The 24202-nt window shown below is 68.0% G+C and carries 26 protein-coding genes and 1 pseudogene; 13 read left to right on the top strand and 14 right to left on the bottom strand.

Translation table 11 applies throughout. The features are described from left to right. Window positions 1-5: 5 nt before the first annotated feature. Window positions 6-290, top strand: a pseudogene (locus IU459_RS20785) (antibiotic biosynthesis monooxygenase family protein); the annotation flags it as partial. Window positions 291-461: 171 nt separating this feature from the next. Beyond that, window positions 462-2759, top strand: coding sequence for a HelD family protein (locus IU459_RS20780; RefSeq protein ID WP_195131212.1), 2298 nt, complete (start codon window positions 462-464; stop codon window positions 2757-2759). Between the two features lie 189 nt (window positions 2760-2948). Here IU459_RS20780 and IU459_RS20775 read toward each other — a convergent pair whose 3' ends face one another. From IU459_RS20775 to IU459_RS20765, 3 genes are all read right to left on the bottom strand, one after another. Beyond that, the gene (locus tag IU459_RS20775) at window positions 2949-3401 is read right to left on the bottom strand and encodes a universal stress protein (RefSeq protein WP_195131211.1); all 453 of its coding nucleotides are present in this window, start codon (window positions 3399-3401) and stop codon (window positions 2949-2951) included. Window positions 3402-3886: 485 nt separating this feature from the next. Beyond that, window positions 3887-4300: a DoxX family protein gene (locus tag IU459_RS20770; RefSeq protein WP_195131210.1), complete on the bottom strand. Its 414-nt coding sequence runs from the start codon at window positions 4298-4300 to the stop codon at window positions 3887-3889. A gap of 28 nt (window positions 4301-4328) precedes the next feature. Beyond that, window positions 4329-5174, bottom strand: a complete 846-nt coding sequence (locus IU459_RS20765; RefSeq protein ID WP_324198957.1) for a helix-turn-helix domain-containing protein — start codon at window positions 5172-5174, stop codon at window positions 4329-4331. Between the two features lie 103 nt (window positions 5175-5277). On the opposite strand from IU459_RS20765, the gene IU459_RS20760 reads away from it, so the two are divergent. Then, window positions 5278-5748 carry a VOC family protein gene (locus tag IU459_RS20760; RefSeq protein WP_195131209.1) on the top strand — a complete coding sequence of 157 codons (471 nt, stop codon included), beginning with the start codon at window positions 5278-5280 and terminating at the stop codon, window positions 5746-5748. A gap of 29 nt (window positions 5749-5777) precedes the next feature. Here IU459_RS20760 and uvrB read toward each other — a convergent pair whose 3' ends face one another. After that, window positions 5778-7967, bottom strand: coding sequence for an excinuclease ABC subunit UvrB (gene uvrB / locus IU459_RS20755; protein WP_195131208.1), 2190 nt, complete (start codon window positions 7965-7967; stop codon window positions 5778-5780). Window positions 7968-8394: 427 nt separating this feature from the next. On the opposite strand from uvrB, the gene IU459_RS20750 reads away from it, so the two are divergent. From IU459_RS20750 to IU459_RS20730, 5 genes are all read left to right on the top strand, one after another. Continuing rightward, complete coding sequence (locus tag IU459_RS20750; RefSeq protein ID WP_195131207.1) at window positions 8395-9045, top strand: DUF402 domain-containing protein; 651 nt, start codon at window positions 8395-8397, stop codon at window positions 9043-9045. A gap of 57 nt (window positions 9046-9102) precedes the next feature. Next, the gene (locus IU459_RS20745) at window positions 9103-9627 is read left to right on the top strand and encodes a DUF402 domain-containing protein (RefSeq protein ID WP_195131206.1); all 525 of its coding nucleotides are present in this window, start codon (window positions 9103-9105) and stop codon (window positions 9625-9627) included. Between the two features lie 99 nt (window positions 9628-9726). Next, window positions 9727-10065, top strand: coding sequence for an ArsR/SmtB family transcription factor (locus IU459_RS20740; protein WP_195131205.1), 339 nt, complete (start codon window positions 9727-9729; stop codon window positions 10063-10065). Next, window positions 10062-10598, top strand: a complete 537-nt coding sequence (locus tag IU459_RS20735) for a pyridoxamine 5'-phosphate oxidase family protein (RefSeq protein WP_195131204.1) — start codon at window positions 10062-10064, stop codon at window positions 10596-10598. The genes IU459_RS20740 and IU459_RS20735 overlap by 4 nt, the downstream gene beginning before the upstream one ends. After that, on the top strand, window positions 10595-11044 hold the full coding sequence (locus tag IU459_RS20730; protein WP_195131203.1) for an SRPBCC family protein: 450 nt from the start codon (window positions 10595-10597) through the stop codon (window positions 11042-11044). The genes IU459_RS20735 and IU459_RS20730 overlap by 4 nt, the downstream gene beginning before the upstream one ends. Here the strand turns inward: IU459_RS20730 and coaE are convergent. Beyond that, window positions 11041-12243, bottom strand: a complete 1203-nt coding sequence (gene coaE / locus IU459_RS20725) for a dephospho-CoA kinase (RefSeq protein WP_195131202.1) — start codon at window positions 12241-12243, stop codon at window positions 11041-11043. The two genes, IU459_RS20730 and coaE, sit on opposite strands and share 4 nt — an antisense overlap. Before the next feature lie 342 nt (window positions 12244-12585). Here coaE and IU459_RS38600 point away from each other — a divergent pair, with 342 nt between their 5' ends. Beyond that, window positions 12586-12798: a hypothetical protein gene (locus IU459_RS38600; protein WP_067467476.1), complete on the top strand. Its 213-nt coding sequence runs from the start codon at window positions 12586-12588 to the stop codon at window positions 12796-12798. A gap of 79 nt (window positions 12799-12877) precedes the next feature. On the opposite strand, the gene IU459_RS20720 is transcribed toward IU459_RS38600, so the two are convergent. The 3 genes from IU459_RS20720 to IU459_RS20710 all read right to left on the bottom strand — a co-directional run bounded on the left by IU459_RS20720 (window position 12878) and on the right by IU459_RS20710 (window position 15379). Then, complete coding sequence (locus IU459_RS20720) at window positions 12878-13795, bottom strand: SDR family NAD(P)-dependent oxidoreductase (protein WP_195131201.1); 918 nt, start codon at window positions 13793-13795, stop codon at window positions 12878-12880. Then, on the bottom strand, window positions 13792-14529 hold the full coding sequence (locus tag IU459_RS20715; protein WP_195131200.1) for a TetR/AcrR family transcriptional regulator: 738 nt from the start codon (window positions 14527-14529) through the stop codon (window positions 13792-13794). The genes IU459_RS20720 and IU459_RS20715 overlap by 4 nt, the downstream gene beginning before the upstream one ends. 148 nt (window positions 14530-14677) lie before the next feature. Further along, window positions 14678-15379 carry a TetR/AcrR family transcriptional regulator gene (locus tag IU459_RS20710; RefSeq protein WP_324198956.1) on the bottom strand — a complete coding sequence of 234 codons (702 nt, stop codon included), beginning with the start codon at window positions 15377-15379 and terminating at the stop codon, window positions 14678-14680. A gap of 86 nt (window positions 15380-15465) precedes the next feature. On the opposite strand from IU459_RS20710, the gene IU459_RS20705 reads away from it, so the two are divergent. Next, on the top strand, window positions 15466-16143 hold the full coding sequence (locus IU459_RS20705; RefSeq protein WP_195131199.1) for an NAD(P)-dependent oxidoreductase: 678 nt from the start codon (window positions 15466-15468) through the stop codon (window positions 16141-16143). Between the two features lie 140 nt (window positions 16144-16283). Then, window positions 16284-16841 carry a hypothetical protein gene (locus IU459_RS20700; RefSeq protein WP_195131198.1) on the top strand — a complete coding sequence of 186 codons (558 nt, stop codon included), beginning with the start codon at window positions 16284-16286 and terminating at the stop codon, window positions 16839-16841. A gap of 63 nt (window positions 16842-16904) precedes the next feature. Here IU459_RS20700 and rpsA read toward each other — a convergent pair whose 3' ends face one another. Beyond that, window positions 16905-18371: a 30S ribosomal protein S1 gene (gene rpsA, locus IU459_RS20695; RefSeq protein WP_195131197.1), complete on the bottom strand. Its 1467-nt coding sequence runs from the start codon at window positions 18369-18371 to the stop codon at window positions 16905-16907. Between the two features lie 241 nt (window positions 18372-18612). Between rpsA and IU459_RS20690 the strand changes: the two genes are divergently transcribed. Next, entirely contained in the window at window positions 18613-19458 is an 846-nt protein-coding gene (locus IU459_RS20690; protein ID WP_195131196.1) for a class I SAM-dependent methyltransferase, read from the top strand. Here the strand turns inward: IU459_RS20690 and IU459_RS20685 are convergent. The 4 genes from IU459_RS20685 to IU459_RS20670 form a co-directional block, all read right to left on the bottom strand. Next, complete coding sequence (locus IU459_RS20685) at window positions 19445-19753, bottom strand: hypothetical protein (protein WP_195131195.1); 309 nt, start codon at window positions 19751-19753, stop codon at window positions 19445-19447. The two genes, IU459_RS20690 and IU459_RS20685, sit on opposite strands and share 14 nt — an antisense overlap. A gap of 154 nt (window positions 19754-19907) precedes the next feature. After that, window positions 19908-20096 carry a hypothetical protein gene (locus IU459_RS20680; protein ID WP_195131194.1) on the bottom strand — a complete coding sequence of 63 codons (189 nt, stop codon included), beginning with the start codon at window positions 20094-20096 and terminating at the stop codon, window positions 19908-19910. A 12-nt stretch (window positions 20097-20108) separates the two neighbouring features. Beyond that, window positions 20109-20993, bottom strand: coding sequence for an SPFH domain-containing protein (locus IU459_RS20675; RefSeq protein WP_195131193.1), 885 nt, complete (start codon window positions 20991-20993; stop codon window positions 20109-20111). Between the two features lie 82 nt (window positions 20994-21075). After that, window positions 21076-22431: an FAD-binding oxidoreductase gene (locus tag IU459_RS20670; RefSeq protein WP_195131192.1), complete on the bottom strand. Its 1356-nt coding sequence runs from the start codon at window positions 22429-22431 to the stop codon at window positions 21076-21078. Window positions 22432-22502: 71 nt separating this feature from the next. Here IU459_RS20670 and IU459_RS20665 point away from each other — a divergent pair, with 71 nt between their 5' ends. Next, window positions 22503-23402, top strand: a complete 900-nt coding sequence (locus IU459_RS20665) for a LysR family transcriptional regulator (RefSeq protein WP_195131191.1) — start codon at window positions 22503-22505, stop codon at window positions 23400-23402. Between the two features lie 21 nt (window positions 23403-23423). Here IU459_RS20665 and IU459_RS20660 read toward each other — a convergent pair whose 3' ends face one another. Continuing rightward, window positions 23424-24176 (bottom strand): amino acid ABC transporter ATP-binding protein, encoded by a 753-nt coding sequence (locus tag IU459_RS20660; protein WP_195131289.1) that lies wholly within the window; start codon window positions 24174-24176, stop codon window positions 23424-23426. Window positions 24177-24202 lie beyond the last annotated feature (26 nt).

Raw genomic sequence — 24202 nt, 5'->3', positions numbered from 1 at the left:
TGTCCATGATCATCGAACACGCCCTGCTGCCCGTTCGCCCGGAGTCGGCCGCCGACTTCGAGGCCGCCTTCGCGGCGGCGCGGCCGATCATCGCGAGCATGCCCGGATTCCGATCGCTGTCGCTGTCACGCGGCATCGAGTCGCCGGGCAGCTACCTGTTGCGGGTGGAGTGGGACCACCTCGACGATCACGTCGTCGGATTCCGCGGCTCCCCGGAATACCAGCGCTGGAAGGATCTCTTGCATCACTTCTACGACCCGTTCCCGGTGGTCGAGCACTTCGCGCCGGTGGTGCCCGCCGCGGCCGACGATCACGGCGCCGGGTCGCCGTCATGGGCGTCACCTGCGATTACGGCGAGCCCTCCGCAACCCCAGTAGACTCGACAACCCTGCTTTCCGAGCGGTCACCTGCCCGGCCGGGTAGCGTGCTCGTGGCTCTTCGCGGTGACAAGGAGTTCCGTTTTGCCCGACCTCACTCAGGACCGTGCCACCGATGCCGGCACCCCCGAGCGGACCCGCGAGACCGAACAGGAACAGACCTACCTGTCGGTGCTGTACGACCGGCTGGACGAGATGCGCGCCTACGCGCGCAACCGGCTGCGCACCGTGTTGCTGGAGACCGGCGGCACGCCGCAAGCCCGCAGCGAGCGGGAGTCCTTCACCCAGCTCTACAGCGAGGACCTGGCGAAATACGACGCCGCCGAACACGGGCTGTGCTTCGGCCGCATCGACCTCGACGGTGACCAGGAGGAGTACCGCTACATCGGCAGGCTCGGCATCCTGGACGAGAAGGACGACTACGAGAGCCTGCTGCTGGACTGGCGCGCCCCGCTGGCCCGGCCGTTCTACCTGGCCACCACCGCGGCGCCCGACGGCGTGACCCGCCGCAGGCACATCCGCTCGCGCAACCGCATGGTGACCGCGATCAACGACGAATACCTCGATCTGGAGGCCGCTCGCCGGGCCGGCGTCACCGCGGCCGACGGCGGTGTCGGCAGCGAGAGCGCTTTGCTGGCCGCGCTCAACGCCGCACGCACCGGCCACATGAACGACATCGTCGAGACGATCCAGCACGAGCAGGACGCGATCATCCGCTCCGAGCACAAGAGCGTGCTCGTCGTGCAGGGCGGGCCGGGCACCGGCAAGACCGCCGTCGCGCTGCACCGCGCCGCATACCTGCTCTACACCTACCGCCAGCAGCTGGCCAAGAGCGGCGTGCTGATCATCGGTCCGAACGCCACCTTCCTGGACTACATCGGTCAAGTGCTCCCGTCGCTCGGCGAGACGGGAGTCCTGCTGTCCACCATCGGCGACCTCTACCCGGGCGTGCGGGCAACCCGCGAGGACTCGCTGCGCGCGGGCGAGATCAAGGGTTCGCTGGCGATACTCGACGTGCTCAAGCAGGCGGTGCGCGACCGTCAGGAACTGCCGGCCGAACCGATCCGGCTGAGCTTCGACGGGTATCCGGTCGTGCTGGACCGCAAGATCGTCAGCAAGGCACGCGGCCGCGCCCGGTCCTCGCGACGCCCGCACAATCTGGCCCGGCCGATCTTCGCCGCCTCGGTGATCGACGCGCTGACCGACCAGCTCGCGCACACCATGGGCGCCGATCTCTCCGGTGGTCCCAGCCTGCTCAGTTCGGCCGATCTCACCGAGATCCGGGACGAGATGCGCGCCGACCCGCAGATCCAGGCCGCCATCAGCGACCTGTGGCCGATTCTGTCGCCGCAGGACGTCCTCGCCGACCTGCTCGCCGACCCGAAGCGACTGGACCGGGCCGCGAGCTCGCTGGACCCGGCCGACCGCGCCGAATTGCTGCGTCCCGACAACGGCGAGTTCAGCGCCGCCGACGCGCCGCTGCTGGACGAGCTCGCCGAATTGCTCGGCGTGGACGACACCGAGGAGCGCGAGCGCGCCCGTCGCCGCTGGCGCGCCCAGCTCGCCGAGGCGCAGGACGCGCTGGACATCCTGACCGGCTCCGCACCGCAGGATCTCGAAGACGAGCTCGACCCCGAGATCCTCATGGCCTACGACCTGATCGACGCCGGCCAGCTGGCCGAACGCCAGGACGTGCGTACTCGGCAGACCACCGCGGAACGCGCCGCGGGCGACCGCACCTGGACCTACGGGCACGTCATCGTGGACGAGGCGCAGGAATTATCGGAGATGGCCTGGCGCATGGTGATGCGGCGCATCCCGAATCGGTGGGTCACCGTGGTCGGCGACGTCGCGCAGACCGGCGACCCCGCGGGCACGTCCTCTTGGCGGCGAATGCTGGAACCCTACGTCGCGGCCCGGTGGAAGCTGACCGAGCTGACCGTCAACTACCGCACGCCCGCCGAGGTCATGGACGTCGCGGCCGACGTTCTCGCCGCGATCGATCCCACCGCGTCCGCGCCGCGGTCGGTGCGCGAGACCGGGGTCGCCCCCCGCGCGTACCGGGTCGCTCCCGGCGACGTGCCCGCGCAGGTCGCTCGGCTCGTCGCCGCCGAGACCGGCCCGGGAACCACGGCGGTGATCGCGCCGCACACGCTGGTGGCGGAGCTGAGCGATCTCGCGGACGAGTCGGTGCGGGTGCTGACCGTGCACGAGGTGAAGGGCTTGGAGTTCGACGCGGTCTACCTGGTCGAGCCGCAGAGCATTCTGGACGAGTCGCCGCGTGGGCTCAACGATCTCTACGTCGCGCTCACCCGAGCGACCCAGCGGCTGGGTGTGGTGCACAGCGCCGAGTTGCCGGAGGTACTCGACCGGCTGCGCTGACAGTGCAGCTGCTGGCCGGCGAAAGGCCCTGTGCCGCAGGCCGACTCGCGTGGATACCGAGCCTCGTACGAATACCGGTTCACGCGCAGGCGCACGTCGCGTCCAGCCGGTCGTACAGTCTCACTTCCGCTCAGGGGGTGCCGTCGCAGGCGGCACGGCCCTGAGCGGGGTCGGGTAGAAACAACCAGCTCAGCGCACGGTGTGCACGATCAGCACATCCGAGCGGGACTTGCGCGCCACGTCGGAGGGCACCGAACCGAGCAGCCTGCCGGTCAGCGTGTTCAGACCACGATTGCCGACCACCAACAGGTCAGCGTCGACCTCCTTGACCAGCGACAGCAGCGACTCCACCGGCTCACCGACCACGGCGCGCTCGATGATGTCGGCCGCACCCGCCGCGATGGCCTTGTCGCGCGCGATGCGCAGGATCTCGCTGGTCGGCGCGGAACCGCGAACCTGGTAGGCATCGTCCTTGAGGACATCGGCGGCGGCGGCGATGTCGCGATCGTCGGTCGGGTAGTACGCGCAGGCCACGACCAGCGTCGCGCCGGAGACGCCGGCCAGAGCGCCGGCCTTCTCGACGGCGACATACGACGAGTCCGAGCCATCGGTACCGACGACAATGGTCCGGTAGGCGGTCATTCTCTCCTCCAACTATGCGGTGGGTCGGGTGCCGCGCGCGGGATCTCCCGGCCAGGTCGGGGCGTCGGCGCGGCGACTGGGGTCGACCATAGCGGCAAACGGAGCGGAAATTTCCGAAATCGCAAGACATCACACTCGCGGTGTTCGACGATTCCCGCCACGGATTCGCCGCGGAATGCCGGAAAGGCCCGACCAACCAGGACCAACCCAATTTCGGTGAAGTAAACCTGTGACGTGCCACAACGGAATCGAACGGTATTGCGTCCCTGGGATATTCGTCACAGGACCAGGTACGTCACATGCGGATCGGCCCGCCCCGGCCGCGCGAAACACGCTCCGGGACGGGCCGATCGACCCTGGGCTACCGTGCCGCTACGGCCACTGCCGATAGTTGGCCCAGAATATGCCGAGAATCGCACCGATGATGTCCATGTCTTCCTCTTCCCGCGATAAAAAGGACAGGCAATATTAGCGCGCCGACCGGACTATAGGTCGAAAAGCGGCCCGGTGATGGTCAATCCGAGTTCGTCCACATGCGCGAAGAACGCGAACAGCATCAGAGCGGCGCCCGCCAGGGCGAGATCCTTGTTGAACTGGATCATCTCTTGCTGCCTGGCTTGCGGATCGGTCTCCTTCCAGAACCCGTGCATCAGGAAGGCGGTCGGCAGCAACATGACCACCAGCAGTAGCGACCCGAGATCGGCCCACACGCCGAGCAGCACACTCAGGCCGCCGAGCGCCAGCAGCGCACCCGAGGCGAGCACGGCGTACGTCGGCATTGGCACGCCCCGGCTCTGCGTGTATCCCGCCATCGCCCCGGTCTGGGCGAAGTGCCCGAATGCGGAGCTGAGGAACAGCACCACGAACAGCACCCGGCCGATCAACACCACGACATCCATGTCCGGCTCCTCGTCGGCTGTCCAGCGACTACGTCCTGGTCGGCATGACCTTTGCGGTGACCTCGTCGCGGGATCGAAGCGAATACTTGGCATATTCCAGCGGAGCCATACCCACTTCGGCGGTGAACTCACGCGAGAAGTGTGCCTGGTCGAAATAGCCCAGCTCCGCGGCCAGCGCGGCGAGATCTTCGGTCCGGCCCTTGGCCAGCAGATCGGCGCCGTCCTGCAATCGATATCGCCGCAGCACCCATTTCGGACCCGCCCCGACGTATCGGCGGAACATGCGCTGCAGCGTGCGAGCGGGCACGCCGAAGCGGTCGGCGATCTGGTCGACCCTGGTCAGCTCCTGGTCGGTGGCCATGGCGTCGACGATGCGCAGCACCAGCCGGTAGGTCGGGTCGTCGACCGCGGGCTTGCCTGCGAGGTACTCCTCGACGACAGCGCGGCGCCGCTCGTCGGTCGGCGAGTCGAGCACCCGTTCGGTCAGACCAGCCGCGTCGGGCATGACGTCGGTGACGGCCACGACGCGGTCCCGGAACGAGCCGACATCGAGCCCGGTGAACGCACCGAAACCGCCCGCCCGGAAGCGGATACCGAATGTCTCCCCTACCCCGCTGAGTTCGCGAATGAATTTGGTGGTGCGCACACCGTTGACGAATCCACCGGTACGCATGGCGGATCGCTCGAAGGTGACGTTCACGCTCGGATAGGACAGCACCTCGGCGCGATACGGCGGCCTGCCGCGCAGATCCCAGCGCACCGCCCAGTACCACTCGACGTAGCGGTCCACCCCGTTGCCGGGCGGCAAACGATGCAGCGAGCGATGTTTGGCTTGCTCGGCCGGATGCAGAATGCCTTTGGTATCGGTGGGCACCAAAGGATTGCGCGACGGGCGCGGTTCTCCGGATTCGGCGTCACTCGGCACGGTGTCGCTTTCTTACAAGACCCGCCGACCACGATCGACAAAAGTTGTGATCATGACGAACACAGTGAATCCCATCGCCGACGGCTACCACTCGATCACCTGCTTTCTCGCTGTCGGTGACGGCAACAAAGCCATTGATTTCTACACCGCCGTCTTCGGGGCCGAGGTGATCGGCCGCAACGACCTGCCCGACGGCCAGCCCGCGCACGCGGAGCTGAAGATCGGCGACTCGACGCTGCAACTGGGGATGCCGATCCCGGACAACGGCGTGCTCGCCCCGAACGGTGAGTGGGTGCACACCTCGATCGTGCACTACTGCCCCGACGTCGACGCGGTCGTGCGGCGCGCCGTCGAGCACGGCGCCCGCAGTGCCGAGGAACCGCAGACCTTCGTGACCGGCGATCGTTACGGCGTGATCATCGATCCCTTCGGCCACCGCTGGGCGGTGCTCACCAAAGTCGAGGACGTCTCGCGCGAGGAAGCCGAGCGCCGGGTCAACGAATGGATGGCCAGCCAGGCCTGATGGCCCCGCCGCCGCCGGTGCGACGCAACTCAACTCAATCCGGCGGCGTCCATGCCGCGCAATTCCTTCTTGAGGTCCGCGATCTCGTCGCGCAACCGGCCGGCGAGTTCGAACTGCAACTCCCTGGCCGCGTTCATCATCTGATCGGTGAGCTCTTTGACGAGATCGGCGAGTTCGGCACGCGGCATCGACTTGACGTCGCGGCCTTCGTACACTCCCGCGCTGACCGCCCGGCCGGGCTCGCCTTGGGCACGCCTGCCGCGGCTGACATTGCGGCCCGAGCCGCCGACCTCCACCTCGGTCTCGTCGGCCTCCCGGTACACCTGGTCGAGGATGTCGGCGATCTTCTTGCGCAACGGCTTCGGATCGATGCCCATCTCCTCGTTGTAGGCGACCTGCTTCGCCCGGCGGCGTTCGGTCTCATCGATGGCGTACCGCATGGAGTCGGTGACCTTGTCCGCGTACATGTGCACTTCGCCGGAGACGTTGCGCGCGGCACGTCCGATCGTCTGGATCAGCGCCGTGGTGCTGCGCAGGAACCCCTCCTTGTCCGCGTCGAGGATCGCCACCAGCGACACCTCGGGCAGATCGAGACCCTCGCGCAGCAGGTTGATGCCCACCAGCACGTCGTATTCGCCGAGCCGCAACTGCCGCAGCAATTCGACGCGGCGCAGGGTGTCGATCTCCGAGTGCAGATAGCGCACCCGGATGCCGAGCCCGAGCAGATAGTCGGTGAGATCCTCGGCCATCTTCTTGGTGAGCGTGGTGACCAGAACCCGCTCGTCGCGCTCGGTGCGTTCCCGGATCTCGTGGATCAGGTCGTCGATCTGGCCCTTGGTCGGTTTGACCACCACCTTGGGATCGACCAAGCCGGTCGGCCGGATGACCTGCTCGACCACCTCGCCGCCGGTCTGCCCCAGCTCGTACGGGCCGGGCGTGGCCGACAGATAGACCGTCTGACCGATGCGGTCGGCGAACTCCTCCCAGGTGAGCGGCCGGTTGTCCACCGCGGACGGCAGGCGGAACCCGTACTCCACCAGGTTGCGCTTGCGGGACATGTCGCCCTCGTACATGCCGCCGATCTGCGGGACGGTGTTGTGTGACTCGTCGATGACGAGCAGGAAATCCTCCGGGAAGTAGTCCAGCAGCGTGGCGGGAGCCGAACCGGCCGCGCGTCCGTCGATGTGGCGCGAATAGTTCTCGATGCCGGAGCAGAACCCGACCTGCCGGATCATCTCCAGGTCGTATTGGGTGCGCATGCGCAGCCGCTGCGCCTCGAGCAATTTGCCCTGGCGCTCCAGTTCGGCGAGCCGCTCCTCGAGTTCGGCCTCGATATCGCGCACCGCGCGCTCCATCCGCTCCGGCCCGGCCACGTAGTGGGTAGCCGGGAAGATCCGCAGCGTGTGGACCTGGCGGACCACGTCGCCGGTGAGCGGGTGCAGGTAGTACAGCGCCTCGATCTCGTCACCGAAGAACTCGATGCGGACCGCGAGTTCCTCGTAGGACGGAATGATCTCCACGGTGTCGCCGCGCACCCGGAACGAGCCGCGGGTGAACGCCATGTCGTTGCGGGTGTACTGCACGTCGACCAGCAGCCGCAGCAGCGCGTCCCGGTCGATCTCGGTGCCCACCTCCAACTGCACCGACCGATCCAGATACGACTGCGGCGTGCCGAGGCCGTAGATGCACGACACCGACGCGACCACCACCACGTCGCGCCGGGACAGCAGGCTGGAGGTCGCCGAATGGCGCAGCCGCTCGACGTCGTCGTTGATCGAGCTGTCCTTCTCGATGTAGGTGTCGGTCTGGGCGATATACGCCTCGGGTTGGTAGTAGTCGTAGTAGGAGACGAAGTACTCGACGGCGTTGTTCGGCAGCATCTCGCGCAGTTCGTTGGCCAGCTGGGCGGCCAGCGTCTTGTTCGGCGCCATCACCAGGGTCGGCCGCTGCAGCCGCTCGATCAGCCAGGCCGTGGTGGCCGATTTGCCGGTGCCGGTGGCCCCGAGCAGCACCACGTCGCGTTCCCCCGCCGTGATCCTGCGCTCCAGCTCAGCGATCGCGGCAGGCTGGTCACCGGCCGGCTGATGCTCGCTGACCACCTCGAACCGGCCGCCGACGCGCTCGATCTCGCCGACCGGGCGGAACTCCGAGCGCGCGAGCGGGTGCTCCGCGGCCCGGTCCTCGTAGCCCTCCGCCGGAATCTCGGTTGCGAATGCCATGTTCACCAGCCTAGGCCCAGCCACCGACAGATTCCTCCGGCGGCGAATCCGCCCGATCCGATGACGCGGGCGGCCCGCTGTCGCGCGGCCATAGCGCCCGGGGCGGCATTACGGGCAGCCCGGCATCGGCCGCATTTCGCAACCCTCGGTGTGGACGAGATGCGCCGCGATCCCACCGTCGCGAGGTGTTCTCACAGCTGTCGCCAGCACTCTGGGCGCAATCGGTTACGTGTCCGAAATGTCCGTTACCGCAACATGTTTCGTGTTCGAGAACACTTTATCGGGAACCCCGCGAACGCCTCGCCCCGGGTGTAGCCTGACGGGGTTGTTCGGATGTTGAAGGATGAACCATGAGCGAGCGAAGCGAGCGAATCATCAACACGGCGCGCACCGCGCATGACGGAGCCGAGCGGAGCGAGGCGCAGTCATGAGCGGTTTGCTTCCCTTACTCGTCGCCGCACCCGCCGTCACCGGTCTTGCCGGATACGTCGCCAGAGATCTCCGCACGATGGTGCCCGCCATGTCCAGTGCCACCACGACCGCACCACCGGGGCCTGCCGAGCCGGCCACTCCGGCGCCGCACCGGCCCAGGGTCGAGTACTTCAATCTCGCCGAGCTCACCAATACCGACGCCAAGGGATTCGTCCGGCCGGTCGAACGCTTCCACGTCGAACCGTGGGGCCTGTACATGGGGCGCATGGTCGGCGGCCCCGATTCGCACTATCTCGAATCCTGGTTGCTGCCGGGACTCTCGCTGCGCGTCTCGGTCGCCCGGCCGAACCCGGCACACCATCGGGACCCCGGTTATCGCCTGGACGTCGGCGAGTTCAGCCGCATCGGCCCCAAGCGCTGGAAGTCGGTGGACCACTACCTGGACATCGTCGTGCGCCGCGGCCGCCCCGCCGAACTGCTCGGCGTCGACGAGCTGCTGGCCGCGCACGCCGCCGGGCTGGTCGACACGGCGCAGGCGCATGGCGCCTTCGACCGCGCCACGGCGGTACTGGACGCACTGGCGGCGCACGATCACAGCGTGGAGGACTGGCTCGCCACCCGCGGCATCACGCTCAGCTGGATGTAGCCGGCCGATTACCGCGTCCGGCTCGACGTGGTCGGGGCGGCGGTAGATTCTTGATGCATGACGCAGGCACCTTCCGTCGACGTGCACCGGCCCAAAGTCGAGTACTTCAATATCGCGGACCTGACCAACACGGACCCGAAAGGCTTCGTACGCCCGGTCGAGCGATACCACGTCGAGCCGTGGGGCCTGTACATGGCGCGCACCTCGGATCATCCGCAGTTCCACTACATCGAGTCCTGGCTGCTGCCGAAGCTGTTCCTCCGCGCGACCGTCTTCCACTACCTCCCCGCACATCGGCGCGACCAGGACTACTACCTCGACGTCGGGGAATTCACCGTGGTCGCGCCGAAGAAGTGGAAGTCCGTCGACCACTATCTCGACATCGTGGTGCGCTCGTCGCGCGAAACCCAGCTGCTGGACGTCGACGAACTGTTCGCCGCGCACGCCGCCGGACTGGTCACCCTCGCCGAGGCCGAGGCCGCCGTGCAGCACGCGACGGCGGCCATCGATGGCATCGCCGCCAACGGCCACACCTTCGAGGGCTGGATGGAGTCCATGGACATCAACCTGACCTGGCTGTAACGCCGTCCGCCCAGGAATGTCACGAACCGCTTGACACGGCTCTACATCGGGCCCAGTATTTAACCAGCAAGTTAATTAGCTAGCTGGTTAAATGAAGTCATGACGGACGATGCCCTCAGTCGAACCTTCGCCGCCTTGGCCGACCCGACCCGCCGGGCGATCCTCGCCCGGCTGGCCGAGGGCGAAGCCACCGTCGGCGAACTAGCGGAGCCGTTCGCGATGAGCCTGCCCGCGATTTCCAAGCATCTGAAGGTGCTCGAACGCGCCGGGCTCGTCACCCGCGGCCGCAACGCCCAGTGGCGCCCGTGCCGCCTGGACGCCGCGCCGCTCGGAGCGGCGACCGACTGGCTGGACCGCTACCGGAAGTTCTGGGATGCCCGCTTCGACCGCCTCGACGAACACCTGCACCGGATACAGAAGAAGGACCGCTCGATATGACCGACCTCCTCGACCTGCCGCAAGGCGACTTGCGCCTGCTCGGTACCGAACTCGCCCAGCGCTTGCTCGCCGCGGATCTCCCCGCGCGCCTCGCCTTCACCGCCGCCGACGGCACACCCCGCGTAATTCCGGTCAACTTCTGGTGGAACGGAACCGAACTCGTGATGGCCGGCTTCGCGCCCTCGAAGCGCTCGCGGCTGCTGCGCACCCGCCCCGATGTCGCGATCACCATCGACACCGACGGCGTCCCACCGGAGGTCCTCCTGATCCGCGGGCGCGCCGAAGTCGGCGAAGCGGACGGGCTGCTGCCCGAGTACGCCGCGGCGATGCGGAAAGGGGGATCCGAGCAGGTCGCCGAGTACCTGGACTTCCTGTCCGATCTGGCACCCCGGATGGAGCGCATCGCGGTGCGCCCGACCTGGGTCGGCCTGATGGACTTCCGGACCCGCTACCCCGAACGAGCGCCCGAATGGATGAAGGAACCGCCGGCCCCCGCGCCGCACCCCGCCCACGAGGAGACGACCCGACCATGAGCGACCGCGAATTCACCATCGTCCGCGTCTTCGACGCACCACGCGAGCTGGTCTTCCAAGCCTGGGTGGACCCGGACCAGCTCACCGAATGGGCCGGGCCGCAAGGCTTTTCCGCGCCGCGCGACCGGATCGTCGTCGAGCCGCGGGTCGGCGGCAGATACGACGCTGTGCTGGTGTCCGACGCCGACGGCAGCAGCTATCCGACCGCGGGCGTGTTCCGCGAGATCGTCGCACCTGAGCGCCTGGTGTTCACGTGGAGCGATCCGACGGGCAAGGAAAGCGTGACGCCCGAATCCGTCGTCACCGTGACCTTCGCCGAGACCCACGATGGCAAGACCAGCGTGTCCTTGCACCTGCTCGCACCTGGCCCGCTCAGCGCGGAGGACGGCGCCGAGGACGGCTGGGCACAGAGCCTGGACCGACTCGCCGCGCTGCTTCGGCTCTAGCGGTCCCGCCAGGCCACGGCTCGCGGATAGGCGGCGTCGAACCACGGCTCCTTGACCGCGAGGTAGGCCGAGGTCGCCTCCGCACCGGCCAGCCCCGCGGCCTTGGCCTCGCCTTCCCGTTTCACCGCGAGATACTCAGCGCGGGCGGCGGCGTCGTCGCGCAGCCAGTCGCGCAGCAGCAGGGCGTACTGCTGACCGGGCGAGCCCTCGGCCCGTATATGCACGTTGGCCAACCGGCCCGGGTCGGCGTTCTGATGGAATCGCTTGGTCCACAGCGCGGTGTCGACACCCGCCGGGTCCTGCGGCGTCGGTTTCGGATTGTCCTGGGTGGTCTCCGGCCGAACCGGGAATCCCGCGGCGCCGAGCGCATCACGCAGGCCGTCGGCAGCCGCCATATCGCGGACCGTGATCTGCAGATCGATCACGTCCTTGGCGGGCAGCCCCGGCACCGAAGTCGAGCCGATGTGGTCGATCCGGGACGCGGCGGCGCCGCAGGCCACCCACAGCCGGGCGATCAGCCGCTGCGCCTGCGCCGGCCAGTCCGGGTTCGCGGGCACGATCCGCAACTCGGTGCGTCGCGCCGTGGTCCCGGTCCGCAGGTTGCGCTCGAACGGCACCAACCGCTGCGCCCACAACCCGCGCACCTCGGCCTCGACCTCGCCGGGCGCGCCACTGTTGTCCAGCAACACATCGGCAACGGCTCGGCGTTGCTCGTCGGTGGCCTGCGCCGAAATACGCGCTCGGGCATCGGCTTCGGCGACACCCCGAAATTCGACCAAGCGGCGGACGCGCGTTTCGGCGTCGACATCCACGACGAGAACGAGATTCATCAGCGGCGCGAGACCGTTTTCCACCAAAAGCGGAATATCTTGCACGACAATAGCGTCCGGCGGCGCCGCGGCGATCAATTCCGCGGTGCGCTTTCCGACCAGCGGGTGGGTAATCGAATTCAGTTTCGCGCGTGCGGCGTCGTCACCGAAAGCCTTGGCGGCCAATGCGGGACGGTCGAGACCTCCGTCCGCGGTGAGAATATCGGCGCCGAACGCCTCGACCAGCGCCGCGAGGCCCTCGGTATCCGGCGCGACCACCTCCCTGGCGATCAGATCGGAGTCGATGATCACCGCGCCGAGGTCCGCGAGGACCTGGGCCACCGTCGACTTGCCCGCTCCCATGCCTCCGGTGAGGCCGATTCGTAACATTCGACCAGTCTTGCACCCGGCAGCCACTGGTGCCTGCGCCGCCCCGATCCGGCCGCCGAAGGCGTACCGCCCGGCGCCCCGAGCGTGCCAACGGGCCCGATGGACGGCAATCAGCCCGGTTACCCAATGCCGCCGCGCATTCCACCACTTCTGCCGCCATTTGCCCGATCCGTGACTACGCCGAGACCGATTCGCAACAATTCCGGAGGTTTCCGGTTCGGCGGGCCGAGTTTCCGACACGCCGAGGCAATTACTCGCGCAAAATACTTTGGCGGCCACTTTCGTTCGGCTAATCTTCGCCGTGGCGAACCAGGCCGACACCAGCAAAGCAAAGGAACAACATTGGGCACCAGAATCAACCAGACGGGTCGCCACCGCCTGGGTAAGGCGGGGCGAGTGCACTGCATTCGTATCCCTGCTGTGGCGGCGGCGCTCGCCGAGCACCGTCGCTCTTGGTTCACCGCGTTCATCAGTCCCGCACGGCACAGTTTCGCCGCCACGCGGAAGCGCGCGACCGCACCCGCGGTCCGCTGGGTACCTGCCACAGCCAGCTGAACCCCCGATGTTCGAAGTGGCCCAGCCTCTCGCCAAGGCTGGGCCACTCTGCTGTGCGCGGCGGCCTGCGTCGCGCGTATTACAACTTTTCGATGATTTCCACGCTGGTTTTCCACAAATCCTCGCCTTTGGCGATGTCATAGGACTCGGCTGAGGACTCGATCTCCCGTCGACCGGAGAAATATCGCCCGGTCGTCCCGGCCAATTCAGGTGCGAGCACGAGTCGAGCCAGTGCGGCAGCCGAACGGCGGGGGGTATGAACATTGATTCCCGGGATGATCGTCAGGGCGGGAAGTAGATAGCGCCATGCCCATCCTTGGATTCCGCGATAATCCCGGCCGAGCCCGGTACCCGGCATGAGACCCGGATCGAAAGCGTTCACCGTGACGGCCGGCGGAACCGTCCCGGTGTCGAGATACCGGGCGAATTCATAGGTCGCCAGAACGTTGCAGAGCTTGGACGTGGTGTACCGGCGGCGACCGGCAAGGCCGGGGCCTACCGTATCGGAGTCGTCCGGATGAGCGAGATCCCATGCCGTCGTGTAGACCGGCCGCGGCATACCGGTGGGCTTCGCCGGGTCGTGAGTGTCGCTGGCGACGAACACGATTCGTCCCGGCGTGGCCATGGTCGGCAGCAGTTCGCGCACCAGCAGGAAGTGTGCGAGGTGGTTGACCGCGAAGGTCTGCTCGATGCCATCGACGGTGCGCACGGCGCCCGACACGATCTGGGTACCCGCATTGCAGACGATCGCGTGCAGCGGTGGCAACCCCAACTCGCCGAACCCGCGGGCGAAACGCCTAACAGCGGGCAGCGAAGCCAGATCGAGGGACATTCCCACGGCCCGGTCGCCGAGCCGAGCCGCGGCCGCGTTCACCGCGTCGGCGCCCCGGCCGGTGATCACGACGACCCGATCCGGGTCCCGGAGAATCGCTTCGGCGGTCCGGAAACCGAGGCTGCCCGTGCCACCGGTGATCAACACTGTGCGCTGGTCGCTCATGACCGCACCTCGCCGGCGCTCGGCTCCGGCACGAGCGACGGCTCGGCTGTGTCCATCGTTCGCTCGCTACGCTCCTGGGCTGTCATGTCTTTCGTGCGGTGGGCGCGCGCGAGCGCGGCGGGCGCGAGCGCCCACAGCGCGGTGAGCAGATCGCCGTACATGATCTGCAAATCGGCGTCGCCGGGTTCGAGCTGCGTCGCGAAGAAGCAGCCGTCGGAGAACGCGACGGCGAACCGCGCCAGTTCCTCGGAGGCGCGCCGCGCGATCTCGGGTTCGGCCGCGTCCGCCAGCATCCCGTTGATCGCCTCGGCGAAGTAGCTCCGCGCGCGCTCGCGCACCCGCTGGACCAGTTCGGCGGCCACTTCGTCCGCAGCACCCTCCAGCGCCAGCAGGTAGAACAGGCGCAGAAAGAGGGGATGGCCGGTGACGGCGGTCGCGCCGCGACGCCGCACCTGCGCCGCACGCTCGCCGGCATCGCCAGGAAGGTCGTCCCAGCGCGGCAGCGACGCGAACCAGCGGGCTGCCCCGCGTTCCATCACCGCGGCAAGCAACCCCTCCTTGCTGCCGAAATGCCAGTACAGCGAGGTGGCCGCGACACCGACTTCCTTGCAGATAGCCGACACCGACGTGCCCGCATATCCGCGTTCGCTCATCAGCCGTTCCGCCACGTCGAGAAATTGCTCCCTCGACGGTGCGCTCTTGTTCTCCGCCTCGGCCCTGGGCTTCTTCGCCATACTCGCACTGTAGGGATCGTTACATACAGAATCAAGAGCATCGCCCCGCGGAAGGACGCCGACAAGCATTCGACAGGCCCAGCCAAAGGCCTGTCGGGGCCCTCGCCTGATCACGAATGCGATCTGCCACCAATCAGGCGGCTCGGGCCTACAGCCCGAGCGAGCCGACCAGGTCCAGCATCTCGGCGCGGAAAAGCTTTGCGGGAGCTTGTGATTGGGGCCGCAGATGACCGTACACTTCGAGAGCGATCAGGCCGTGCATCCGGCCCCACATGCGCAACGCGAGAGCCAGCGCGTCCGGGGGCAGCGCCGGAAATTCGGACCGAACGTGCTCGGTCAGGTTCGCGTCGAAGTCCGACCACGCACACTCACTCATGGTCTGCCGCTGCGCGGCATGCGGCCAGGCAGCCGCCGCGAGACCCACCAAGCCGGTGCAGGCGCGCATTTCGGCCGCAGCGGCGGGGCCGCCGGGTGGCGGCTGATAGCCCGGCACCGGGTCGCCATAGATGAGCCGGAATTCGGCCGGTCGCTCGATCGCCCAGTCGCGCACCGCTTCTCCCCAGGCCACGATGCGTCCGGCCGGGTCTTCGGCGGGCACGGCGTCGCGCGCCGCTTCGAGGCGGTCGACCAATGCGGTGTAGACGTCGGAGATGAGCGTGGAGATCAGGTCGTCGCGGGTGGCGTAGTAGCCGTAGACGGCGCCCGCCGTCATCCCCATCTCACGCGCGATGGCGCGCAACGAGATCGCGTCCGGCCCGCCCTCGGCCAGCAGGTTCATCGCGATCGTCTTGATGTCCACCAAGGTCTGCGCGCGCAGACGTTCCCGGCGACTCCTCACGATCTCGGCCACGGTTGACACTCTACAGCGTTTGACTACTATCAGCCGTGTCGTTACTGAACGGCGTGTAGTAAATGAACTATGCGTAGGGAGTAAGTGTGGAGATCGGGGTATTCGGGGCGACGGGCGTCATCGGTTCGCGCGTCGTCACCGAAGCATTGCAACGGGGGCATCGGGTCACCGCCTTCACGCGCGACGCCGCGCGGATCCCCGCAGGACGGGGACCGGAGACATGGGCGGTGGCCGACTGGCTGAATGCCGACAGCATCGCCGAGGCCATCGCGGGTCTCGACGTCGTCGTGAGCGCGGTGAACGCGGGACACGGGATCCCGGACACCATCGCCAACGCAGGCGATTTCGTCGTCGGCGCGCAGGCGATGGTCGCCGCGCTCCACCGGCAACCGCGGGTACGCCTGATCGCGGTGGGCGGCGCGGGCAGCTTGGAGGTCGCACCAGCGGTCCAGCTGCTCGATACCGGAGACGATTTCATCCGCACCCTCACCGAGGTGCTGGACGTACCGGCGGAATACGCCGAAGTGGTGCGCGCATTGCGCGATGCCTTGAACGTCTACCGCCTGTCCAATCGCAACTGGACGTACCTCAGCCCATCGTCGGGCCGGATCAATCCCGGCGCGCGCACGGGTCGCTTCCGCATCGGAGGCGACCAACTGCTCGTGGGCGGTGCGGACATCTCCGCGGAGGACGTTGCTGTCGCCCTCCTCGACGAAGCCGAGCAACCCCGATTCATCCAGCGCCGCTTCACCGTCGGCTACTGAGCGGGGATCACTCCGGCCGCCGAGCCCTGTCGCGCTCGCGGCAATGATTTCTGTCGGACCCCTCCGGCACAATAAAACGCGTCGGACGTCGATCTGGTTGCCACGCAAAGTAATCCGCAACCTGATAGATAGGGGGCACTATGCCCGAGGTCCATGCTTCGACGCCCGACCGATTCGCCGCGGACCACGAAGAATTCGTGGCCTTCGCGGTGGAGATCGAGCGACACCGGTCTCTGTTGCGCCCCGCGGCGGAGGACTACCGGTGGCGCGTCGCCCAGCGGGTCGAGCACTTGGACCCATCCGAGCAGGAGCCGTTTCTGCGGCAGGCGGAGCGGTCCATCGAGTCGCTGATGATCGACCCGGTCCGGCACAGCACGCTGGACCTGGACGCTTACCGGGCCATCCGGGACGGCGTGCCCGTGCGATTCGACGCTGAGCGCCGGACGTACGTCCTGTGCGGTCCGCAGCGGGATCCGCTGGTGATCCGGCCCGGATTACCGGAACATCGGCTGGGCGTCATCGCCCGGCTGGCCACGCTCGGACTGCGGCTCGAGCAAATCCAGGTCGTCGCGCTCACGACGGCTCAGCTGGTGGCGCCACACGAAGCGGCACAACCGCCCGCCGGAGGACCGCAAGTCCGTCGCGGTAGCAGGAGAACCTCGCGGCATGAGCACGCCGCCGAGCGCTGCGAGCGCTGATCGAAAGACGACTGCGCCCCACCCGGGATTCCGGCTGGGGCGCAGTCGTTCAGTCGTTGCCGATCAGGCGTTGCCGGAGAGCTTCTCCCGCAGGGCCGCCAGCTGGGCGTCGCTGGCCAGCGAACCGCCGGCGGGCTCGGCCTGGTTGGCGGAGGACTGCGCACCGCTCTCGGAGGAGTAGTTCGACGCGCCGCCGCCGTTCGCGGCCTCGGCCGCGGCGTCGGCCGCCATCTTCTCCATCTGCGCGGTGTGCATCTTGTGGCGGCGCTCCGCCTCGGCGTAGCGGCCTTCCCACTCCTCGCGCTGCTTCTCGAAGCCTTCGAGCCACTCGTTGGTCTCCGGGTCGAAGCCCTCGGGGAAGATGTAGTTGCCCTGCTCGTCGTAGCTGTCGGCCATGCCGTACTTCGACGGGTCGAACTCGGCGTGGTAGTCCTCGTTGGCCTGCTTGAGGCTCAGCGAGATCCGGCGACGCTCCAGGTCGATGTCGATGACCTTGACCATCGCGTCGTCGCCGACCGCGACGACCTGGTCCGGCACCTCGACGTGGCGCTCGGCCAGCTCGGAGATGTGCACCAGGCCCTCGATGCCCTCCTCGACGCGAACGAACGCGCCGAACGGAACGAGCTTGGTGACCTTGCCCGGCACGATCTGGCCGATCGCGTGAGTGCGGGCGAACTGCCGCCACGGGTCTTCCTGGGTCGCCTTGAGCGACAGCGAGACGCGCTCGCGGTCCAGATCGACGTCGAGCACCTCGACGGTGACCTCGTTGCCGACCTCGACGACCTCGGACGGGTGGTCGATGTGCTTCCAGGACAGCTCGGAGACGTGCACCAGACCGTCCACGCCGCCCAGGTCGACGAACGCGCCGAAGTTGACGATCGAGGAGACCACACCCTTGCGGACCTGGCCCTTCTGCAGCTGGTGCAGGAACTCGCTGCGGACCTCGGACTGGGTCTGCTCCAGCCAGGCGCGCCGCGACAGCACGACGTTGTTGCGGTTCTTGTCCAGCTCGATGATCTTGGCTTCGATCTCCTTGCCGACGTACGGCTGCAGATCGCGCACCCGGCGCATCTCGACCAGGGAGGCGGGCAGGAAGCCGCGCAGGCCGATGTCGAGGATCAGGCCGCCCTTGACGACCTCGATGACGGTGCCCTTGACGGCCTCGTCCTTCTCCTTGAGCTCCTCGATGGTGCCCCACGCACGCTCGTACTGCGCCCGCTTCTTCGACAGGATCAGGCGGCCTTCCTTGTCCTCCTTGGTGAGAACAAGCGCCTCGACCTCATCACCCACGGAAACGACCTCGTTGGGGTCGACATCGTGCTTGATGGAGAGCTCGCGAGAGGGGATGACGCCTTCGGTCTTGTAACCGATGTCGAGCAGGACCTCGTCACGATCGACCTTGACGATGGTTCCTTCGACGATGTCGCCGTCGTTGAAGTACTTGATCGTGGCGTCGATGGCGGCGAGGAAATCCTCGGCGGAGCCGATGTCGTTGACGGCTACCTGCGGCGAGGTGACGGTGGTGGGCATGTGTCGGTTTGCTCCGGACGGATTGTGGTCGGTTGCGGACATTGGAACTTTCGGTACGCTGCGATCTCACCGCGAGGTGTGAAGACGGACACTTAGGAACGTACCGCACGCAGCGCGCGTGAAACTCAGCACGGGTTGAACTTCGGTACGGTTGTACGGAAGACACTCGCGCGTTCAGCGTACGCGACCTTGGTCCGGCCGGGCAAACCGGTCGGGTCGGCACGCCGATAGTCTGATCGGCGTGTCGGAAGATCGCCATGCGCAAGCAAACGCACTGCTCGGAACGGCAAGCACGACTCGGACCCGGATCGGATCGCCGGCCAGCCGGCTGGCCAGCCGGCGCTGGTGGGATGCCGACGCCGCCCAGTACCACGAGACGCACGCGGAGTTCCTCGGTGTGGACTCCCCCGGCGGCGAGTTCGTGTGGTGCCCGGAGGGTCTGCACGAGGGCGATATGCGTTTCCTCGGCGACGTGGCGGGCAAGGTGGTCCTGGAGATCGGCTGCGGCTCGGCGCCGTGCTCACGGTGGCTGGCCGGGCAGGGCGCACGGCCGGTGGGACTGGATTTGTCGCGCGGGATGCTGGAGCGCGGGCAGGCGGTCATGGCCCGCGGCGGCCCGCGGGTGCCGCTGGTGCAGGCGGACGCGGAGGCCCTTCCGTTCGCCGACGCGTCGTTCGATCTGGCTTGCTCGGCGTTCGGCGCGGTGCCGTTCGTCGCCGACTCGGCGCTGGTCATGCGGGAGGTGGCCCGGGTGTTGCGCGCGGGCGGACGGTGGGTGTTCTCGGTGAATCACCCGATGCGCTGGATCTTCCCGGACGATCCCGGCCCGGCCGGCCTTACCGCCACCATCCCGTACTTCGACCGCACCCCGTATGTCGAGGTGGACGCCGACGGCGTGCCCACCTACGTCGAGCACCACCGGACCATCGGGGACCGGGTGCGGGAGATCGTCGCGGCGGGACTGGTCGTGGAGGACATCGTCGAGCCGGAGTGGCCGGAATGGCTCGAACGCGAGTGGGGTCAGTGGAGCCCGCTGCGCGGCGAGCTGTTCCCCGGCACCGCCATCTTCGTGACTAGGAAGCCGTAAGCGAGGAGGGGTGGTGCTCGTCGACCAGCTCGAGGATGGAGACCTCGTGAGAGACCAGCATCGCCTGCGCCTGCGCACTGTGGGTGATCTTGTGCAGTTCGTCCCGGAAGGCTTCGGCCGCCGCCGCGGTGTCGAAATCCAGGTCGATGAGCACCCGGTTCGGGTTGTGCGTGAACCGCTCCACCCGGCAGGTACGGGCTCCGGCGTCGGCGCGGAACTGTTCCAGACCATCGAACATGGTCTTCCACGCGTCGTAGTCGCGCACGGTGTTGTCGACGTGCACTGTCGTGGTCATCGGACTCCCCTTTCGATGCGGGCCGCTGGAAGGTTGCTGATAACCAGTCTTCGCGCCGTGGAGGTCGGGCACCAGCCGCCATCGCGGGTATTTTCGGTCCGGACCGGGAATGTGCGCATCAGAACGGGACAGGTCGAGCGCCGATGCCGCTGCGTCACTCGCTCGCCCCGGCCGACGCGGTTCCGTCACCGCTTTTCGGTTTGCGCCCGGCCTGTTCCAGCGCCAGGCGCAGCGCGTACTCGATCTGGGCGTTGATACTGCGCAGGTCGTCGGCCGCCCACTTCGCGATGGCGTCGTGGACGGCCGGGTCCAGGCGTAGCAGCAGCTTCTTGCGCTCAGCCATGGGCAGCCCGCCTCAGGAGTAGAGCGAACCGGCGTTGACGACGGGCTGGGTCGGACGATCACCGCAGAGCACGACGAGCAGGTTCGACACCATCGCCGCCTTGCGCTCCTCGTCCAGTTCCACCATGCCCTCCTGGGCGAGCCGCTCCAGCGCGAGGCCGACCATGCCGACCGCGCCCTCGACGATCCGGGTGCGCGCGGCGACCACCTGGGCGGCCTGCTGGCGAACCAGCATGGCCTGGGCGATCTCGGGCGCGTAGGCGAGATGGGTGATCCTGGCCTCCAGCACCTCGATGCCCGCCATCTCGGTGCGCTCCCGCAGTTCGACGGTGAGTTCCTCGGCGACCTCGGCGCCGTCGCGCAGGCTGGTGCGGTCGTCGTCGTGCGCGTCGTAGGGGTGCGTGGTGGCCAGATGGCGGACCGCCGCCTCGGACTGGGTCTCGACGTACTCCTCGTAGTCGTCGACGGCGAAGGCGGCCTTGAAGCTGTCCACCACTCGGTAGACCACCACGGCGGCGATCTCCACCGGGTTGCCGTCGGCGTCGTTGACCTTGAGCTTCTGGGTCTCGAAGTTGCGCACGCGCAGCGAGATGCTCTTGCGGTCGGTCAACGGGAGCACCGAGAAGAACCCCGGCTCGCTCACCGAACCGACGTAGCGGCCGAAGAACTGGACCACCTTGGCCTCGTTCGGGTTCACCACGGTCAGCCCGGTCGCGAGCAACAGCAGGACAACCACGACGACCGTCGCGGCCACCGCGCCGCCGATAGCGAGCGCGTTGCCGTCCTTGGCTCCCGTGACGAAACCGAGCGCCGCGGCGCCACCGAACACCCCCGTGAGCACGAACCAGGCCAACAGCACCAGAAAGCCGTTGGCGCGGAACGCGGAGCGAAACTGCATGACATCCTCCCAATATCAGAGTGATATCACGAAGATAGCATCTCGCCGCCGCGCCGACCAGAGCGCGACGGCGAGACGGGCGTCAGCGGGCGGGCCGGATATTGCGGTTGAAGCGGAACAGGTTGCGCGGGTCGTGCTCGGCTTTGAGCGCGGCCAGCCGTGCGTAGGTCTCGGGCCGATAGCCCGCGCGGGTCTGCGCCTCGTCGGCTTCGTTGCCGGCGCCGTAGAGGAAATTCAGGCTGTGCCCCAGCGCCCACGGCTCCAGCGCGGCACGGATCCCGGCCTGGGTCGCGGCGTCTTCGGGCCCGGTGATGATCCGCACGAGGTAATCGGCCGCACGGTGGTCCACCGCGATTCCGGCGTCGTCCGGACGAGCCAACGCCCCGCCGAGATGACGGACGTCGATGACCGCCCCCGCGCCGGAGTCCGGACCGGCGGCGGCCAGCAGCGCGGCGGCCGCGTCCGCGGTGAATGTGCCGAGCAGCGCGTTGGTCGCCGCGTAGGCGTGCGGATGGTCGGGATCGCTATGGATGGTGTGCGACTCGGTGTAGGGCATCGCGCGCAGGTTGTCTTCGAGCCGGTCGCCGACCGCGCGCAGCGGCGCGACCAAGCGCTCGCCTTCCTCGGCCGAGCCGGTGAAGGCGATCCGGATGGAAGCGACGTACCGCCCGCGCAGCGGCTCGGGCACCTGCGGGATGTCCGGGAAGGCGAGCATGGTGACCGTCGAAGTCAGCTCGTCCGGCACGGTCGCGGTCCAGCGCCGCCACGCGTCCAGCGCTGGTTCGACCAGCGGTGTACCGAACACCAATTGCCCGCCGTACACCTCGGTGAGCGGAACCAGCTCGACGTCCAGCGCCGTGACGATGCCGAAGTTGCCTCCGCTGCCGAGCACGGCGCCGAACAGCGCGTCCCCCGGCGTCAGCGTCCGCATTCTGCCGTCGGCGGTGACCAGCTCGATCGCCCGCACGTGCTCGGCGGCATACCCGAATTGCCGGGCGAGCAGCCCGAGCCCGCCGCCGAGCAGGTAACCCACCACGCCGACCGAGGGCGACGAACCGTTCAGCGGCGCAAGCCCGTGCTGGGCCGCCGCCTCGACCAGCGCGCCCGCGCGCACCCCCGCGCCGATGCGCGCGATCCGGCTCGCCGGGTCGATCCGGATGCGGGTCATCCGGCGCGTGCTGATGAGCACTCCCCCGTCGGCGGCGACCGACAGCCCGTGCCCGGTGGCTTGCACGGCGATCGGAAGGTCGTGGCGGGCGGCGTATTCCACCGCGGCGCGCACGTCCTCGGCGTGTACCGCGCCGACGATCAGTGCGGGCCGGTGGGTGTAGGCGGTCTGGAAACCGGCGACCTCCGCGTCATAGTCCGGCGCGCCCGGACGGAAGACCGGGCCGGTGAAGGCCTCGAGGTCGATGGTCTGTGTGGCGTTGTTTCCCATGACTCCGACGATGCTCTCCCGCCGAGAAGAAGTAAAACAGATAGTTCTTCTAGAATCTAGAATCAACAGTTATGGAACTGCGCCAGCTTCGCTACTTCGTCACGGTCGCGCGGGAGGCGAGCTTCACCCGCGCCGCGGCCCGGCTGCATCTGGCCCAGCCCGGGCTCAGCGCGCAGATCCGGCAACTGGAACGCGAACTCGGCCAGCCGCTGCTCGACCGCGGCGGGCGCACGGTGACGCTCACCGAGGTCGGCGCCGCCGTGCTGCGGCACGCGGAAGCGGCGCTTGCCGCTGCCGAGCGGATCACCCAGACCGTGGACGAGTTCACCGGCTTGCTGCGTGGACAGGTCCGGGTCGGCCTCATCTCGGGCGCGGCGGTCGAGGAATTCGATGTCGCCGCCGTGCTCGCCGATTTCCACGACGACCATCCGCAGGTCGGCATCAGCCTCAGCGAGGACACCTCCGAGCGGATGCTCGCCGCCCTGGGCCGAGGCGAGCTGGATATCGCGTTGGTCGGGCTGAGCGGCGCGGAACCGGATCCCGGCATCGGCATCGACGTGGTGCTGGACACGGCGGTGGTGGCCGCTGTCCCGGCGGCGGACCGCGACTACGACGCCGAGATTCCGCTCGACGCGCTGCGCGACCGTCCGCTGATCTGCCTGCCCCCTGGCACCGGCATTCGCGGGGTGTTCCAGCGTGCGTGCACCGCGGCGGGCTTCGAGCCCAGCATCGCCTACGAGGCGGCCGCACCTCCGCTGCTGCTGCGACTGGCCGCGCGCGGCCTCGGCGTCGCCGTGGTGCCCGCGCTCACCACACCGGAGGCCACGGCCTTCGGCGTGCGGACCGTGCGCATCGTCGAGCCGGAACTCCGCGGACAGCTCGCGCTGGCCTGGCGCACCGATCATCCGGGCAGCCCGGCGGCCAAGGTGCTGCTCGGTCAGCTGCGAATCGCTTTGCGGGCAGAGGCGTAACGGGACGAGCGACCGGCCCGCTCAGAGCAGCCGGGAGAGGAACGCCTTGGTGCGCTCATGCCGCGGGTTCGCCAGCAGTTCGCGGGGCGGCCCCGCTTCCACGACCACGCCGCCGTCCATGAAGACCAGCTGGTCGGCGACCTCCCGCGCGAAACCCATCTCGTGGGTGACCACGACCATCGTCATGCCCGACTCCGCGAGTTCCCGCATCACGGTGAGCACCTCGCCGACCAGCTCCGGGTCCAGCGCGGAGGTGGGCTCGTCGAACAGCATGAGCTTCGGGTCCATGGCCAGCGCGCGGGCGATGGCCACGCGCTGCTGCTGGCCGCCGGACAGCTGCGCCGGGTAGGCGTTCGCCTTCTCGGCCAAGCCGACCCGGTCCAGCAGGTCCCGCGCCCTGGTCACCGCCTCCGCCATGCGGACCTTCTTGACCTGCGTGGGCGCCTCGATGACGTTCTCCAGCGCGGTCCGGTGCGGGAACAGGTTGAAGTGCTGGAACACCATGCCGATCTCGCGGCGCTGCTTGGCCGCGTCGCGCGGATGCAGCTCATAGAGCTTGCCGTTCTTCTCCCGGTAGCCGACCAGCTCGCCGTCGACGTACAGCCTGCCCGCGTTCACCTGCTCGAGGTGGTTGATGCAGCGCAGGAAAGTGGACTTGCCCGAGCCGGACGGCCCGATCACGCACAGCACTTCGCCGCGGCCCACTTCGAGCGAGACGCCGTTGAGCACCCGCAGCGCACCGAAGTTCTTGCACACCTGATCCGCGACGATCATCGGCGGCGGTGTGGTCTTTCCGATAT

The sequence above is a fragment of the Nocardia amamiensis genome (assembly GCF_015477605.1).
GTDB lineage: Bacteria > Actinomycetota > Actinomycetes > Mycobacteriales > Mycobacteriaceae > Nocardia > Nocardia amamiensis_A.
Note: the sequence above shows the minus strand (reverse complement) of the source record. Positions and strands in the feature narration are given on the sequence as shown.

Bases quoted from the DNA above. Each gene is read 5' to 3' on its own strand.
- IU459_RS20665 (WP_195131191.1), top strand. From the start codon at position 22,503: ATGGAACTGCGCCAGCTTCGCTACTTCGTCACGGTCGCGCGGGAGGCG.
- IU459_RS20700 (WP_195131198.1), top strand. From the start codon at position 16,284: ATGCCCGAGGTCCATGCTTCGACGCCCGACCGATTCGCCGCGGACCAC.
- IU459_RS20770 (WP_195131210.1), bottom strand. From the start codon at position 4,300: ATGGATGTCGTGGTGTTGATCGGCCGGGTGCTGTTCGTGGTGCTGTTC.
- IU459_RS20720 (WP_195131201.1), bottom strand. From the start codon at position 13,795: ATGAGCGACCAGCGCACAGTGTTGATCACCGGTGGCACGGGCAGCCTC.
- IU459_RS20735 (WP_195131204.1), top strand. From the start codon at position 10,062: ATGACCGACCTCCTCGACCTGCCGCAAGGCGACTTGCGCCTGCTCGGT.
- IU459_RS20660 (WP_195131289.1), bottom strand. From the start codon at position 24,176: ATGATCGTCGCGGATCAGGTGTGCAAGAACTTCGGTGCGCTGCGGGTG.
- IU459_RS20670 (WP_195131192.1), bottom strand. From the start codon at position 22,431: ATGGGAAACAACGCCACACAGACCATCGACCTCGAGGCCTTCACCGGC.
- uvrB (WP_195131208.1), bottom strand. From the start codon at position 7,967: ATGGCATTCGCAACCGAGATTCCGGCGGAGGGCTACGAGGACCGGGCC.
- IU459_RS20745 (WP_195131206.1), top strand. From the start codon at position 9,103: ATGACGCAGGCACCTTCCGTCGACGTGCACCGGCCCAAAGTCGAGTAC.
- IU459_RS20775 (WP_195131211.1), bottom strand. From the start codon at position 3,401: ATGACCGCCTACCGGACCATTGTCGTCGGTACCGATGGCTCGGACTCG.
- IU459_RS20730 (WP_195131203.1), top strand. From the start codon at position 10,595: ATGAGCGACCGCGAATTCACCATCGTCCGCGTCTTCGACGCACCACGC.
- IU459_RS20750 (WP_195131207.1), top strand. From the start codon at position 8,395: ATGAGCGGTTTGCTTCCCTTACTCGTCGCCGCACCCGCCGTCACCGGT.
- coaE (WP_195131202.1), bottom strand. From the start codon at position 12,243: ATGTTACGAATCGGCCTCACCGGAGGCATGGGAGCGGGCAAGTCGACG.
- IU459_RS20685 (WP_195131195.1), bottom strand. From the start codon at position 19,753: ATGACCACGACAGTGCACGTCGACAACACCGTGCGCGACTACGACGCG.
- IU459_RS20680 (WP_195131194.1), bottom strand. From the start codon at position 20,096: ATGGCTGAGCGCAAGAAGCTGCTGCTACGCCTGGACCCGGCCGTCCAC.
- IU459_RS20760 (WP_195131209.1), top strand. From the start codon at position 5,278: ATGACGAACACAGTGAATCCCATCGCCGACGGCTACCACTCGATCACC.
- IU459_RS20675 (WP_195131193.1), bottom strand. From the start codon at position 20,993: ATGCAGTTTCGCTCCGCGTTCCGCGCCAACGGCTTTCTGGTGCTGTTG.
- rpsA (WP_195131197.1), bottom strand. From the start codon at position 18,371: ATGCCCACCACCGTCACCTCGCCGCAGGTAGCCGTCAACGACATCGGC.
- IU459_RS20715 (WP_195131200.1), bottom strand. From the start codon at position 14,529: ATGGCGAAGAAGCCCAGGGCCGAGGCGGAGAACAAGAGCGCACCGTCG.
- IU459_RS20740 (WP_195131205.1), top strand. From the start codon at position 9,727: ATGACGGACGATGCCCTCAGTCGAACCTTCGCCGCCTTGGCCGACCCG.